The organism is Rubellimicrobium aerolatum (assembly GCF_017872975.1).
Taxonomy (GTDB): Bacteria; Pseudomonadota; Alphaproteobacteria; order Rhodobacterales; family Rhodobacteraceae; genus Rubellimicrobium; species Rubellimicrobium aerolatum.
This window is the reverse complement of record NZ_JAGGJP010000009.1, coordinates 85,184-99,044: the sequence shown is the minus strand read 5'-3', so window position 1 is coordinate 99,044 and position 13,861 is coordinate 85,184. Positions and strand designations below refer to the sequence as shown.

General features: G+C 72.3%; 14 protein-coding genes. All 14 read left to right on the top strand.

Annotated elements, in window-relative coordinates:
- Window positions 1–57: 57 nt before the first annotated feature.
- The 14 genes from J2Z33_RS11510 to J2Z33_RS11445 all read left to right on the top strand — a co-directional run bounded on the left by J2Z33_RS11510 (window position 58) and on the right by J2Z33_RS11445 (window position 13,858).
- Window positions 58–945 (top strand): hypothetical protein, encoded by an 888-nt coding sequence (locus J2Z33_RS11510; protein WP_209841021.1) that lies wholly within the window; start codon window positions 58–60, stop codon window positions 943–945.
- A 341-nt stretch (window positions 946–1,286) separates the two neighbouring features.
- A complete protein-coding gene (locus tag J2Z33_RS11505) occupies window positions 1,287–1,928 on the top strand; it encodes a hypothetical protein (RefSeq protein WP_209841019.1) in 642 nt (213 codons plus the stop codon).
- On the top strand, window positions 1,928–3,961 hold the full coding sequence (locus J2Z33_RS11500; RefSeq protein WP_209841015.1) for a phage terminase large subunit family protein: 2,034 nt from the start codon (window positions 1,928–1,930) through the stop codon (window positions 3,959–3,961). The genes J2Z33_RS11505 and J2Z33_RS11500 overlap by 1 nt, the downstream gene beginning before the upstream one ends.
- The gene (locus J2Z33_RS11495) at window positions 3,961–4,164 is read left to right on the top strand and encodes a phage head-tail joining protein (protein ID WP_209841012.1); all 204 of its coding nucleotides are present in this window, start codon (window positions 3,961–3,963) and stop codon (window positions 4,162–4,164) included. The genes J2Z33_RS11500 and J2Z33_RS11495 overlap by 1 nt, the downstream gene beginning before the upstream one ends.
- Window positions 4,164–5,717 (top strand): phage portal protein, encoded by a 1,554-nt coding sequence (locus J2Z33_RS11490; RefSeq protein ID WP_209841009.1) that lies wholly within the window; start codon window positions 4,164–4,166, stop codon window positions 5,715–5,717. Before J2Z33_RS11495 ends, J2Z33_RS11490 begins: the two co-directional genes overlap by 1 nt.
- Window positions 5,718–5,732: 15 nt before the next feature.
- Entirely contained in the window at window positions 5,733–7,736 is a 2,004-nt protein-coding gene (locus J2Z33_RS11485) for a prohead protease/major capsid protein fusion protein (RefSeq protein ID WP_209841006.1), read from the top strand.
- A gap of 71 nt (window positions 7,737–7,807) precedes the next feature.
- The gene (locus J2Z33_RS11480; protein ID WP_209841003.1) at window positions 7,808–8,137 is read left to right on the top strand and encodes a DUF2190 family protein; all 330 of its coding nucleotides are present in this window, start codon (window positions 7,808–7,810) and stop codon (window positions 8,135–8,137) included.
- Between the two features lie 2 nt (window positions 8,138–8,139).
- On the top strand, window positions 8,140–8,454 hold the full coding sequence (locus tag J2Z33_RS11475) for a head-tail joining protein (RefSeq protein ID WP_209841000.1): 315 nt from the start codon (window positions 8,140–8,142) through the stop codon (window positions 8,452–8,454).
- Window positions 8,451–9,089, top strand: a complete 639-nt coding sequence (locus tag J2Z33_RS11470) for a DUF6441 family protein (RefSeq protein ID WP_209840996.1) — start codon at window positions 8,451–8,453, stop codon at window positions 9,087–9,089. Before J2Z33_RS11475 ends, J2Z33_RS11470 begins: the two co-directional genes overlap by 4 nt.
- Entirely contained in the window at window positions 9,089–9,517 is a 429-nt protein-coding gene (locus J2Z33_RS11465; protein ID WP_209840993.1) for an acyl-CoA transferase, read from the top strand. Before J2Z33_RS11470 ends, J2Z33_RS11465 begins: the two co-directional genes overlap by 1 nt.
- Before the next feature lie 25 nt (window positions 9,518–9,542).
- On the top strand, window positions 9,543–10,481 hold the full coding sequence (locus J2Z33_RS11460) for a phage tail tube protein (protein WP_209840992.1): 939 nt from the start codon (window positions 9,543–9,545) through the stop codon (window positions 10,479–10,481).
- Window positions 10,481–10,927 (top strand): hypothetical protein, encoded by a 447-nt coding sequence (locus J2Z33_RS11455; RefSeq protein WP_209840989.1) that lies wholly within the window; start codon window positions 10,481–10,483, stop codon window positions 10,925–10,927. The genes J2Z33_RS11460 and J2Z33_RS11455 overlap by 1 nt, the downstream gene beginning before the upstream one ends.
- Complete coding sequence (locus J2Z33_RS11450) at window positions 10,924–11,151, top strand: DUF7697 family protein (protein WP_209841210.1); 228 nt, start codon at window positions 10,924–10,926, stop codon at window positions 11,149–11,151. Before J2Z33_RS11455 ends, J2Z33_RS11450 begins: the two co-directional genes overlap by 4 nt.
- Window positions 11,144–13,858, top strand: a complete 2,715-nt coding sequence (locus J2Z33_RS11445) for a hypothetical protein (protein ID WP_209840986.1) — start codon at window positions 11,144–11,146, stop codon at window positions 13,856–13,858. The genes J2Z33_RS11450 and J2Z33_RS11445 overlap by 8 nt, the downstream gene beginning before the upstream one ends.
- Window positions 13,859–13,861 lie beyond the last annotated feature (3 nt).

Below are 13,861 nucleotides of genomic sequence, written 5' to 3'. Positions count from 1 at the left end.
CCCTCCCTAGCCTCCCTACCTTCCCAAACAAACGAAAAGCCGAGCAGGAACAACAGGATGAAGATCGAGACCCAAATCGAGGCCGTGGCGCTTGCCTCCCACGTGCCTCCCACGCCTCCCAAGGGCCGGTGCCCGGCCTGCGGGGCGGTGCCGGGCGAGGGTCGGGACGCGCTGGCCATGGCCTGCGGGGCCGCGGAGGTGGGCGAGCGGCTGGCCTGCCTGCGTCGTCGGGCCGTCGCTCGGGCCGAGCGGGACCGGGCGGCGGTGGAGGCGGTCAAGGCGCGCGCGGCCGTGCCCGAGGTGGCGAGCCCCGAGATCGTCGCCGCGCCGGCGCGGGGGCCGATGCGGGTGGCGCCGCAGGCCGAGACGGTCTGGACGGACGCCGGGCCGCGTGCGCGGGCGGTGACGCGGGACGGGTTCCACCCGGTGGCGCTGGCCGATGCCTTTGACGTGATGACCATGCAAGCCCGGCGGCGGGACAAGGATGCGGCTCCGCCCTACACGGTCGCCCAGGTCGAGGCGGGGCGGGAGTATGCACGGCTGCGGGAGCGGTGCCTGAGCGAGGGGGTGCGCTGCACCTCGGTGGAGGCGCTGGGGCAGTCGGGCGGGTCGGGGCAGGGGTCGTGGATCGACGGCGTGATCCAGCGGGGCGAACGGCTGGACCGGATGCGGGCGGCGATCGGGCGGGAGCTGGCGCTGGCCCCTCGGCGGCAGGCCGCGACCGTCGTCCGCAAGGAGGGGGGGCGGGTGCTTGCCGCCACGAATCGGGCGACGCGGGAGCTGGGGCGCACGATCACGGTGGCCGATCTGGTGGATGCGGTTTGCTGCGAGGGTCTCACCCTGAGCGCGCTGCTCCAGCGGCGGGGGTGGTCGGCGCGAACCGAAAGCCTTGCCGTGTTGAGGGCCGCGCTCTGTGCCGCGCTGGACCGGCTCTACGGGCTCTAACAACCCTCTTGACGGCTTAGGTCAACCGGACGTAGCGGTAGCGACATGATGCAGAGATGCGCCCGGCGGGGAGACCCGGCCGGGCGCTTCTCGTTGCGGGCGGTCCTTCCTGGGGGGAGGCGGCCCGTACCGGGGCGGTCGGGTTGGGCCGCCCCGGTCGATCCCACCTCGCTGGCCCCGACTTTGGGTCGATCCGGCCCATCCCGGCCTAGGCCGGGGGGTCTTGGGTCCTTCCGGGGCACCTGCCGTATACGGGGCGGCTGAGCGCATGAGTTTCGCGCGGCTTAACAGTCGGCAAAGCCTTAACCGGGCTTAACAGGAGAGTTCAGCGGGGCGGCGACATGGCGATGGTCCGGGCTTCTGAGCTGGCGGAGCGACTCAGCGTGTCGCGGGCGCGGGTCAGTCAGTATGTGGCCGACGGCAAGCTCGCCGGCTGCTACGTGGGCGAGGGCCAGGCCCGGCGGTTCGACAGCGACAAGTGCTTCGAGGCCCTGGGCCGGCGACTCGACCCGGGGCAGATGATGGGGAACGGCGCGGGCACGAGGCAGGCTCTGGCCGTGCAGCGGGAGATGGGGGAGCAGGCACCCCCGCGTATGCTCCCGCTGCCGCCCCCGACCGGCGGAGGAGCCACAGAGCTCCCCGCCGGCGACGGCGACCGCTACGAGCTGGCGCGCACGCTCAAGGCCGAGGAAGAGGCGCGGCGGCTGCGCCGGCAGAACCTCGAGGCGGAGGGAACCTTCGTCCTGGCAGCCGAGGCGGCGCGGCAGACCCAACGGCTGATCGCCCAGGAGGTCGCCGAGTTCGAGACGGTGCTTCGCGAGGCGTCGCGGCGCGTGGCCGACGAGCTGGGCGTGGACTACAAGTCCGTGCGCCAGATCCTGGTCGCGACCTGGCGCGGCCACCGCGCGCACCGCTCGGAGGCTCTGGTGCAGGCGGCCGATGCGGCCGACCTCACGCCGGCCGAGGGCGAGGCGGACGTCTGATGGGGTTCCTGGCCTCGGCCGAGGCGGTGATCGCCCGCGCGCTCGCCGACGCTTTGGCCCCGCCGTCGCCGCCGGACATCACGCGGTGGTGCGAGGACAACATCGTCTTCGACGAGCGGTCGCCCATGCCGGGACCGTTCCGCATCGACCGCTTCCCGTTCCTTCGGGAGATCCACGAGTGCCTGTCGCCGGAGCATCCCGCGCGGGAGGTGACGATCCGGGGCAGCGCCCAGTGGGGCAAGACGGTGTCGATCATCCAGCCGACGCTGGGGGCCTGGCACGAGCACACGCCGCTCGACAGCCTGGTCGTGCACCCGACGATGTCGGCCGCGACCGAGTGGGTGGACAACAAGTGGCTGCCGATGCGCCGGCAGGCCGAGGGGCTGCGCCGGATCTTCGGGGACGGACGGGGCGGCGACAACAAGGACGCCAAGTTCAACCAGGAGACCCTGGCGCGCAACGGCTCGCTCAAGGTCGCCTCGGCCGGCTCGCCCGCCGACCTCACCGGCACCTCGCGGCGGCTGGTGATCATGGACGACCTGTCCAAGTTCGAGCAGACCGACAAGGGCGACCCGGAGGAGCTGTCGCTGTCGCGGGCCTCGGGTTTCGAGGACGCGAAGATCCTGCGGGTCTCTACTCCGCTCATCAAGGGCACCTGCCGAATCACCCGGGCCTTCGACCGCTCGGATCGCCGCTTCTACCACGTGCCCTGCCCGCACTGCGGGCACCGGGCGCCGCTGACCTGGGAGAACTTTCGGCGCAACCTGGAGCCCGAGCGGCTCCACGCGGCGCACTTCACGTGCGACTCGTGTGGGTGCGTCATCAGCCACGCCGACAAGGTGCGGATCGTGGCGGTCGGCGACTGGGTGCCTAGCAACCCACGGGGCGACCATCCGGGCTTCCACCTGTGGCGGGCCTACGCGCCGCAGCGGGACTGGGCGTCGATCGCGCTCGATTACGCGCGCGCCATGGGCTGGACCAGCCTGGGCGAGGTAGGCGCGGCGGCCGAGCCAGCGCTCGCCAAGGCTGTCGAGGCGGAAACCGAGCAGACGTTCTTCAACGATGTGCTGGGCCTGCCTTACGAACAGGCGAGCAAGGGGCCCGACTGGACCGAGCTGCGCGACCGGGTGGAGAACGCGGCTTCGGGCGAGGGCCTGCCGGTCGGCGTGGTGCCCTCCCAGGGCGTGATCCTCGCCGCCGGCGTTGACTGCCAAGGCGACCGGATCGAGGTGCAGGTGGTGGCCTTCGGGCGAGGCTACCGTCGCTGGGTCGTGGACTATCGGGTGATCCCGCACTTCATCGGGGACGAGAAGGGGCGCGAGGCCCTCGACGCGCTGCTCAAGGCGACCTGGCGCACTGAACGGGGGCTGCGGCTGCCGCTCGACATGATGGCGATCGACGTGGGCACCTTCACCGAGGAGGTGTGGGCCTACGGCAAGCGCCACCCCTGGAATCGGGTCATCCTGGTCAAGGGTGCAACTTCGGCCACGGGGCCTGTGCTCCTGCCCATGAAGTTCGAGCGCCGCAACGACGGCCAAGCCAAGCGGGCGCAGAAGCGCGCCTTCATGCTGAACGTGAGCCAGCTCAAGGCGGACTTCTACACCTGGCTTGCCAAGCTCGACCCGATCGAGCGTGGCTACGTGCATTTCGCCAGGGGCCTCGGCGACGAGTACTTCCGGCAGGTGACCTCGGAGGTGCGGGTCCTGCGCCGGTCCCGCACGGGCGTGCTGACCAGCTCCTGGGATTTGGTGGAGGCCACGCGCAGAAACGAGGCGCTGGACACGATGAACTACGCCGAGGCGGCCGCGCGGCGGCACGGCTGGACCTCGTTGACGGACGAGCAGTGGGACCGGCTGGAGGCGGAGCGGGGCGGTGCGCCCCTTGAGCCGCAGCCGGACCTCTTTGACGCGGAGGCGGCGGCGCCGGTGGCTGCCGCGGCCCCTGCGACCCCCGGTGGCAACGCGGCGCCCAGTTCCCCCTCCGGTCGCCCGGACGGGTATCTGGGGCCCCGAAGGAAAGGCTGGTTGTCCTGATGGCCTGGACGCAATCCGAGATCGACGCGCTCAAGTCGGCCTATGCGAGCGGCGTGCTCGAGGTCCGCTATGACGGGGTCAGCACCCGATACGACGACGGGGCGGCGCTCCTGGCCCGCATCCGGGTGATCGAGGCGGAAATCGCCGCCACCTCGGGCAACCCGCGCCCGCGCGTGGGGTTTGCCAGCTTCCGGAGGTCCTGATGGGCGCGCCTGACGACGGGGTCCGCTGGGGCCTCCTGGACGAGGCCATCGCGCGGGTCTCGCCCCGATGGGCGCGCCGGCGCTTCGCCGAGCGGGTGGCGCTGTCGGTCACCCGCCGAGGCTATGACGCGGCGGCCCGGGGGCGGGGCACCGACGGCTGGCGGACGGCCGGCACCTCGGCCGACGCGGAGATCGGCGCGGCCGGCGGCACCCTGCGGGACCGGATGCGCGACCTGGTGCGCAACGACCCTCTGGCCGCGCAGGCCCTGCAGGTCCTGGTCAACAACATCGTGGGCCCGGGCATCCGGCCGCGCGCCCGCACCGGTGACAAGGCTCTCGACAAGAAGGTCAACGACCTCTGGAAGGTCTGGTCGAAGCAGTGCGACGCGCACGGCCACACCGACGTTTACGGGCTCCAGGCGCTCGCGGTGCGGGAGATGCTGGAGGGTGGCGACGCCTTCGCGCTCCGCCGCCCCATGCCGGCGGGCCGGGGCCTGACGGTGCCTCTCCAGATCGAGATCAGGGAGGCCGATCACCTCGACGGGAGCAAATCCGCCCAGGAGGCCACGGGCGCTCGCATCTCGCAGGGGATCGAGACCGACCGTACGGGCCGGCGTTCGGCCTACTGGATGTTCCCGGAGCATCCGGGCGAGCGGACCCCTCTGGCGCGCAGCCTGCAATCGGTGCGGATCCCGGCCACCCAGGTCGCGCACCTCTTCGAGCGCCAGCGCATCCAGTCGCGCGGCACCCCCTGGGGCGTGCCCGCGATCCGCAGCCTGCGGGACCTGGGCGACTGGCACCACGCCGAGCTCCTGCGGAAGAAAACCGAGGCCTGCCTCGTCGGCGTGGTGATCCGCGAAGACGACGCGACGCCGAACGGGACGACCGGGCGCGGGCTCAACGGCAGGCTGGTGGACGGGTCCGGCAACGTGGTGGAGGAGTTCTCCCCCGGCATGCTGGCCTATGCCAATGGCGGCGAGGACGTGAAGTTCAACCAGCCGGCCGCGACGGGTGGGGTGGCCGAGTGGAACCGGGTACAGATGCACATCGTCGCCGCCGGCTGGCGGGTGCCCTATGCGCTGATGACCGGCGACATGAGCCAGGCCAACTTCGCCTCGAACCGGATCGGGCTCAACGAGTTCCGTCGCATGGTCGATCAGCTGCAGTGGAAGACCGTGATCCCGATGTTCTGCGAGCCCATGTGGCGGTGGTTCGTCGAGGCCGCGCAGCTCGCCGGGCTTCTGCCCGACCGGCCGATTCCGGCGGAATGGGCCACGCCCCGCTTCGAGAGCGTCAACCCGTTGCAGGACGTCGCGGCCGACCTGGCCGAGGTGCGGGCCGGTTTCGCGACCCGATCGCAGATGATCGCGCGGCGCGGCTACGATCCTGAGGAGATCCTGGAGGAGTGGGCCGCCGACGCCCAAGCCGCCGACGGCCGCACCCTCGTCTTCGACAGCGACCCCCGCCACGTGTCCAAGGTCGGGGTCGCGCAGAGCACCGCATCCGGCGCCGTCCCCGATGGGACGGATGCCCAGCCCCCTGAGACCAGCTAGGGACAGGAGACCCCCATGCCCCAACGAAACGCCCTCCTGCCCCTCTTGGGGCGGGCTGCCGAGGTGCGCCCGGCAAGCATCGACGCCGAAGCCCGCACGATCGAGGTGGTCTGGACCACCGGCGCCACCGTCCAGCGCGCGCGCTGGGAAGGCTGGGACGAACGTGTCGAGTATGACGAGGAGCTGATCGTCAGCGGCAACGCCGTGCGGCTTGATCGGCTCAACGCGGGTGCGCCGTTCCTCGACTCGCACTCCTCCTGGAGCTTGGGCAGCGTCTTGGGCTCGGTGGTGCCAGGCTCCGTCCGCATTGAGGGCAGCCTCGGCCATGCCACGGTCCGCCTGACCGAGGCCGCCGATGCGGCCGACGCCGTCCAGCGCATCATGGAGGGCTCGGTCCGCTTCGTCTCGGTGGGCTATCGGGTCCACCGCTATGAGATCACCAATCGCGAAGGCCAGCGCGAGCTGTGGCGGGCCGTCGATTGGGAGCCCTTCGAGATCTCGGCGGTCGCCATGCCCGCCGATCCGGGAGCGCACGTCCGGTCCGGCGAGGCCAGCCGCGACGCGCTCGCCCCTTGCGTCCTCACCCGGAAGGACACCCCCGCCGCGCCCGCGGCTCAGCGTGAGAGAACCACCATGGAAAACGAAGACCAGGCTGCGCCCGGCACCGAGACGCGGACCGTCCCCACCCCGCCCGGCAGCCCGCAGGCCACCTCGGCCGACGCGATCCGCGCCGAGGAGCGCCGCCGCGTGTCCGAGATCTCGCAACTCTGCCGGCGGCACGGCGCCCCCGAGACGCTGGCCGACACGCTCATCGGCGAGGGCGCCACGCTCGACGCCGCCCGGTCCGCGATCCTCGACCACCTGGCCGGCAGCGACCCGGCGGGTCGGGTGGTGGAGCCCGTGCCTGCGCAGGCGCGCAGCCAGGGCGCGACCGAGACCGCCTTCCGCGACGCCGTGGCCTCCGCGCTGATGCACCGTCACAACCCCTCGGGGCAGCAGCTGCCCGAGGGCGCGCGCGAGTTCCGGGGCCTGTCGCTCCTCGAGCTCGCCCGTGAGGTCCTGGGACGGCGCGGCGTCTCGACCCGGGGCATGTCGAAGATGGAGGTCGCGGCCTCGGCCTTCACCATGCGTTCGGCGGGCTACCACTCCGCCAGCGACTTCCCGACCATCCTCGGCAACGTCGCCAACCGCACCCTGCGCGCGGCCTACGAATCGACGCCCCGCACCTTCCAGGCCTGGGCGCGCCGCGCGACCATCGCCGACTTCCGGCCCGTGACCCGCGCCCAGCTCGGCGGCGCTCCCGACCTTCTGAAGGTCAACGAGAACGGCGAGTTCAAGTACGGCACCATGGGCGAGGGCAAGGCGGTCTACGGCCTCGCCACCTTCGGGCGCATCTTCCCGATCACCCGCCAGGCGCTGATCAATGACGAGCTCGACGCCTTCACCCGCATGCCCGAGGCCTGGGGCGCGTCGGCGGCCGACCTCGAGAGCGACATCGTCTACGGCATCCTGCTCGCCAACGCCGCGATGGCCGACGGCAAGGCCCTGTTCCATGCCGATCACGGCAACGTTGGGACCGGCGCGACCATCAACGAGACGGCGCTGGCCGCCGCCTATCGCGACTTCGGCAAGCAGAAGGGCTTGGAGGGCCGGCTGATCTCGATCCTGCCGAAGTTCATCCTGGTGCCCCCGGGCCAGCGGTCGGTCGAGGCGCGCAAGCAGGTGACCGCCACCACGCCTTCGAGCACGGCGGAGGTCAACACCTTCTCGGGCCGCCTGCAGGTGGTCGAGGAGGCGCGGCTGATCCCCGCCGCGGGCCAAGACCCCTGGTACCTCGCCGCCGATCCCGCCCGCATCGACACCGTCGAGTACGCCTACCTGGACGGCAACGAGGGCGTGCACACCGAGACCCGTGCGGGCTTCGAGGTGGACGGCATGGAGTTCAAGGCGCGCCACGACTTCGCGGCCGCCGCGATCGACCACCGCGGCCTCTACCGCAACCCCGGCGCGGCGGCCTGATCCCCAGGCCCGCCGAGCGGCGTGGCGGGCCGATCCGCCGCGCCCAACCCCTTTCCTGAAGGTTCATCAGCATGAAGAACTACATCTCCGACGGCGACGCCGTCACCATCACCGCGACGGCGGCGGTCGCGTCCGGCAAGGGCGTGCTGGTCGGCGACCTGTTCGGCGTCGCGACCACCGACATCGCCTCGGGCGCCCAGGGTGAGATCAAGACCCGTGGCGGAGCCGAGCTCGACAAGGTCCCGGCCGAGGCTTGGGCCCAGGGCGTGAAGATTTACTGGGACAACTCGGCCAAGCTCTGCACGAGCGTTGTCGGCAGCAACAAGCTGATCGGCTGCGCCTTGGCCGCAGCTGCTGCCGGCGCCGCGGTCGGCTCGGTCCGGCTCAACGGCACCGTCTGACCATGACCGCCGTGGCCCGCGCCATCGACCGTGTCTTCGCGGATCCCAACATGGCGCTGGACGCCCTGTGGTTCACCGGAGGCGCGGGCGCGGGCCAAGCGGTGCGGGTCATCCGGCGCGCGCCGGACGCCGAGGTCGCCTTCGGCCAGGCGCGCATCCTGACGGACGCCGCGCGCTTCGACCTGCGCGTGGCCGATCTCGCGCGCCCGGCCGAGGGCGACCGGATCGTGATCGGGTCCGAGGCCTACCTGGTACTGGGCGAGCCGCGCCGCGACCGGCTGGGCCTCGTCTGGACCGTGGAGACGGAGCCGCAATGAGACTCGGGGTCCGGATCGAGGGCGATCTCCGCGTGGCCCTGCGGGTGGAGGCCGAGCGATCGGCCCGGGTAGTGACGCAGGCTATCGGGCAGGCGCAGACCGAACTCAAGGCGGCTTGGCGTGGCCAGGTCAGAGGGGCCCTGGGCGCGCGCCTCGCGAACAGCATCCGGGGCGAGACCTATCCCAAGGGCACGGCCTCGCTCGACGCGGCCGCCTTGGTCTGGGCCAAGGCTCCGCACATCGTCGGCGCCTACGAGGAGGGGGCGCTGATCCGCTCGCCCAACGGGTTCTGGCTGGCGATCCCGCTGCCGGCCGCCGGGCGGGCGGGAGGCGGGCGCAAGATGACCCCCGCCCGTTGGGAGCGCCAGACGGGCCAGCGCTTGCGCTTCGTCTACCGCCGCGGCCGGACCGCGCTCCTGGTCGCGGAGGACGCCCGCCTGAGCCGCCGGGGTCTGGCTGCCGCCAAGAAGGGCCGGCGCCGCCGCGACGGGATGCTCTCCGGGGCCCAGACCGTGCCGATCTTCGTCCTCGTGCCGCAGGTGCGCCTGGCCAAGCGGCTCGACCTTTCCGGCGAGATCGGGCGCGTCCACGCTTCGCTCGCCGCCATCATCGCCGCCGGACTGGGGGATCGCTGATGCCGTCGCGCCTCGAGGAGATCATGCAGGTGCTCGAAGCGCGGCTGACGGCCTGGACCGGCGCGGCCGTGCGGCGCGGCGAGGTCCTGCCCGTGCGGGTGCCCCCGAACGGCCTCATCATCCTGCGGGAGGGCGACCCTGGCACCCCAGACGTGACCCTGTGCCCGCTGACCTATCACTACGAGCACGAGGCGCAGGCCGAGATCTTCACGGACGTCGGCGCCGACCGGCACTTCGTGTTCGACGCCCTCAAGCTCGCCTTGGGCCAGGCGCTCGGGGCCGACCGCACCCTGGGCGGGCTCTGCGACTGGTTGGAGGCGGGAGCCCCTCAGATCGAGGACCTGCCCGTAACCGAGGGCGGCGCCCCGCTCAAGGCGGCGGTCGTGCCGATCCGCCTCCACTTCGCCACCCCCGACCCCCTGAGCTGACCGCTCACCACCTGAGGAGACCTGCATGGCCCGCCAGACCGGCGCGACGGCCCAGTTGGCCGTTGCCTTCGAGACCACCTACGGGACCGCGCCCGCCAGCGGCTACCGGCTGATGCCGTTCGCGAGCACCACGCTCGGGGCTGCGCAGCCGCTCCTCGCGAGCGAGCTGGTGGGGCAGGGGCGCGACCCGCTCGCCCCCGTGCTGGACGCCGTCACGGTGGACGGCGACCTCGTCCTGCCGATGGACGTGGAAAATCTGGGCGTCTGGCTCAAGGCCGCCTTCGGTGCCCCCACCACCACCGGCACCACGCCCAAGGTGCACACCTTCCAGAGCGGCGGGGCCGTGCTGCCCAGCCTCGCCATGGAAGTGGGGATGCCGAGCGTGCCGAGCTTCGCCATGTACTCGGGCGTCATGCTCGATGAGCTGAGCTTCAACATGGCGCGGAGCGGGCTCCTCACGGCGACCGCCAAGCTGATCGGGCAGGGCGAGGCCATGGCCGCCGCCTCGGCCGCAGGCTCCACCACCGCGCTCGCGCTCCGGCGCTTCGGCCACTTCCACGGTTCCATCAAGCGCAACGGGGCCTCGCTCGGCAACATCGTCTCGGCGCAGGTGACCTATCGCAACAACCTCGACCCGGTCGGCACCATCCGGGCGGACGGCAAGATCGACGGCATCGAGGCGGGCAACGCCGAGCTGACGGGCCAGATCACCGCCCGCTTTGCCGACACGACGCTCCTCGACCAGGCCGTGGCGGGTTCGGCCTGCGAGCTGGTCTTCGGGCATGAGCTCGCGGCTGACGCCAAATGGTCGCTGACCGCGCATGCGGTCTACCTGCCCCGCCCGCGCCGCCCGATCCAGGGACCGCAAGGCGTCGAGGTCACCTTCGACTGGCAGGCGGCGAAGGCCACGACCCCCGCCCGCATGTGCACCGCCGTCCTCACCAACACCATCGCGAGCTACTGATGATCCGCCTCAACCTGTCCGCCGCACCCCGCTGGATCGACCTCGGCCGAGGGGTCCGGGTGGAAGTGGAGCCGCTCGGCAGCTTCATCGACCTGGCCGCCCGGGCCGAGCTGCCCGTGATCGAGCCCGACCAGCTCGACCTGCCCACGCTGATCGGCCGGAACATCGCCCACGCCAAGGCGGTGGCGCGCCGCGCGATCCGGGCCTGGGAGGGCGTGGCCGACGAGACCGGGGCGGACCTGCCGGTCAGCGGCCCGGCCATCGACGCGCTCCTCGAGCAGCACACCGACCTCTATGTGGCCTTCGCGCGGGACTACGTCCGCGCCGGTGCCGCCCTGGTCGCCGAGGGAAACGTCTCCACGCCCTCGCCCGCTGGCACTTCGGCGGGGGCGGAGACTACTGCGGCAGCTGCGACGGCGTCTGCGACGGCTGCCCTGCCCGCGTGAACGCGCCCCTGACCGCCGAAGGCCAGCAGGTCTGGAGCCTCGCCACGCGCCTGGGCCGGCAGCTCTACGCGCGCGGGCCCTTCGGGGGGACCGGGGGCTTCGACTTCGGCGCGGCCCTCGAGATGGGGGAGGCGCTCGGCATCTCGCGCACGGCTGTGGCCGAGTTCCTGCCCGTGATCGAGGCGGGCGCGATCCCCGCAATCCTGGAGGCCCAGAATGGCTGAGCGCAAGGTCACGGTCCGCCTGGCGGCCGAGGGTGGGGCGCAGGTCCGCGCCGAGCTCGAGGGCGTCGGCCGGGCCGGAGCGGAAGCGGGCGCCAAGGTCTCGGCTGGGGCCGCGCAGGGATCCGATGGCAGCGAGGTCCTCCTGCGGACGCTCCTGCGCGAGGAGGATGCGTTCAACCGGGTGCGGGCCAGCGTCGATCCGGCCTACGCCGCGACGTTGCGGTTCCAGAAGGTGGAGGAGGACACCGCCCGCGCCGTGAGGATCGGGATCGCCACCCGGGAGGAGGCGAACGCCGTCCTGGCGCGTGCCCGGGCCCAGATGGAAGAGGTGACCTCGGCCGAGCTGCGCGCGCAGGCGGCGCTGGCGGCCGAGTCGGCCGCCTTCGTGCGGCTCAAGGCCTCGATCGATCCGGCCTACGCGGCGCAGGTCCGCTACGAGCAGGAGGTCGAGGCGGTCAACCGCGCGGTGCGCCTGGGGATCACCACCCAGGAGGAAGCCAACCGGGTCCTGGCACAGGCCAAGACCCGGTTCGAGGCCGCGGCCGTCGCGGCGCGCGGCGCGGACGCGGCGATGGACACCATGGGGATCGGAGCCCGCGACATGCGCGGGCAGATGCAGAACGCGTCCTTCCAGGTGCAGGACTTTGCCGTGCAGGTGGCTGCCGGAACGCCGGCGGCCACCGCCTTTGGCCAGCAGCTGCCCCAGCTCCTGGGCGGGATGGGTCTCTGGGGCGCGGCAGCTGGTGCGGTTATCGCCGTGGGCGTGCCGCTCGCGGCGATGTGGCTGGAATCTGGAGAAAGCGCCGAAGATGCAGGTCGCGGACTGGATCAGTTCTCCGAGGCGCTCGACCGCTTCGACCAGTTCGCCCTGACCGCTCAGCGGTCCACGGCAGACCTGAGAGACGAGTTCGGCTCCTACGCCGAAGAGATCCGCGCTAACGCTCAGTGGCTCGCCCGGATCAACCTGTCGGCGGCGCTCGACTCGCTCGACGCTGACGATTTCACACAGGGCATGGACGCGGCCATGGCAGCGCTTGGCCGTCTCCGCGAGGAGGAGGCGAAGCTCGCCACCCTGCGAGCGCGGGAGGGCCAGTCGGTCAACGTCACCCAAGCCGAGGCCGGGGTGGCCCGTGTGCGGGCCGAGGCCGAGGCTGCGGCCGCCATGGTCGGGCTCACGGCGGAGCAGGCCAGTGCCCTCCAGGCCGCCTTGGATGGCATCGAGACCGCCCGATCGACGGGGGATGCGGCGCAGGTCCGGGACGCCGCGCAGGCGGCGCTCGATCTGATCCGCCAGTTCAAGTCCGAGAGCCTCAGCCTTCCCGACGCACTTGCCGGGACCGCCAATGCTGTGGGCGACGTTGTGCAGCGTGCGGCGGCAGCGGTGGTCACACAGGACGATCTGACCGCTGCCGTTGATGATGGTCAGGACGCGGCCACGCGCCTCGCCATCGCCTCGGGCGAGATCACCTTCGGGGGCGCGATCGATGGCTCGGCCGCTCTGCTCGCCAACCTCTCGGCCGCGGTGAGCTTCGCCGACCAGCTCGCCGCCGCCGAGGCGAGCCGGTCCACGGGCCAGAGCCATATTGGCTTCGGGCTCGGCGCGCCCGAGGGGGCCCCGGGCGGTGGCGGCCTGGGCTACGCCCAAGGCGTTGGCCCGACCCTCTACGATGAGGATGGGAAGCCGTCTGTCCCCGGCCTGGCCGGCGTCGAGACCGCCGCGCCCGAACTGGGCTTCGGCAACCTCGACGCGCCCGTACGCACACCGCGCGTCGTCCCGGCCCGGAGCAAGGGCGGCTCGGGCGGCGGCTCGGGCGGTGGCTCGGGCCGGAGCGACGGCGCGCGCGCGGCCGAACGCGAGACGGAGAGCGTCCAGAAGTTCCTCGACCGCTTGCGCGAGGAGGAGGCCCTCCTGCGCGAGACCGACCCTGTGCAGCGGGAGCTGATCCGGGCGCGGGACGAGATGGCCGGGGCCACGGCCGAGCAGCGCGCGGAGGTCGAGGCGCTGATCCGCTCCAACGCCGCCGAGGAGGCCTCGCTCGAGCGGGTCGAGGACCGCATGGACGCAGTGCGCGACGCGGGCCGCGACCTGCTGGGCGGGATCATCGACGACCTGCGCGAGGGGGCCTCGGCCGGCGAGGTCTTCGCGGGTGTCTTGGACGACATCGCAGGCAAGGTCCTCGACGCCGGGCTCGACGGGCTCACGACCGGGCTCTTCGGCTCGGGCGGGTCGGACGGCGGCTCGGGGCTCCTGGGGGGCCTGCTGGGCGGGCTCCTGGGGAGCGGGACCGGGGAGAGCGCGGGCGTCACTGGCTCTACCTACGGCCTCACCATTCCCCAGGCGGTTTTGGACAGCTTCGACGGAGGCGGCTACACCGGCTCGGGCTCGCGCTCGGGGGGGCTGGACGGCAAGGGCGGCCGGCTCGCGATCATCCATCCCGACGAGACGATCATCGACCACACCAAGGGAACGTCCGGCTGGGCGACGCCGCGCTACCGCCTGGGGGCGGGCGGCTCGGCCGATGGTGCCGCCCAGGCGTCCCGGCAGGCCGTCGATGTGCGCGTGGCCGTCGATGTGGACGATCAGGGCCGCCTGCAGGCCTACGTGGCCCGGACCAGCGTCGCGGCGGCGGACGCCCGGGTGCGCACCCTCGAGGGACAGCTCACGGCCAAGGTCAAGGCCATCACCCGTGATCCGAGGAAGACCTGATGG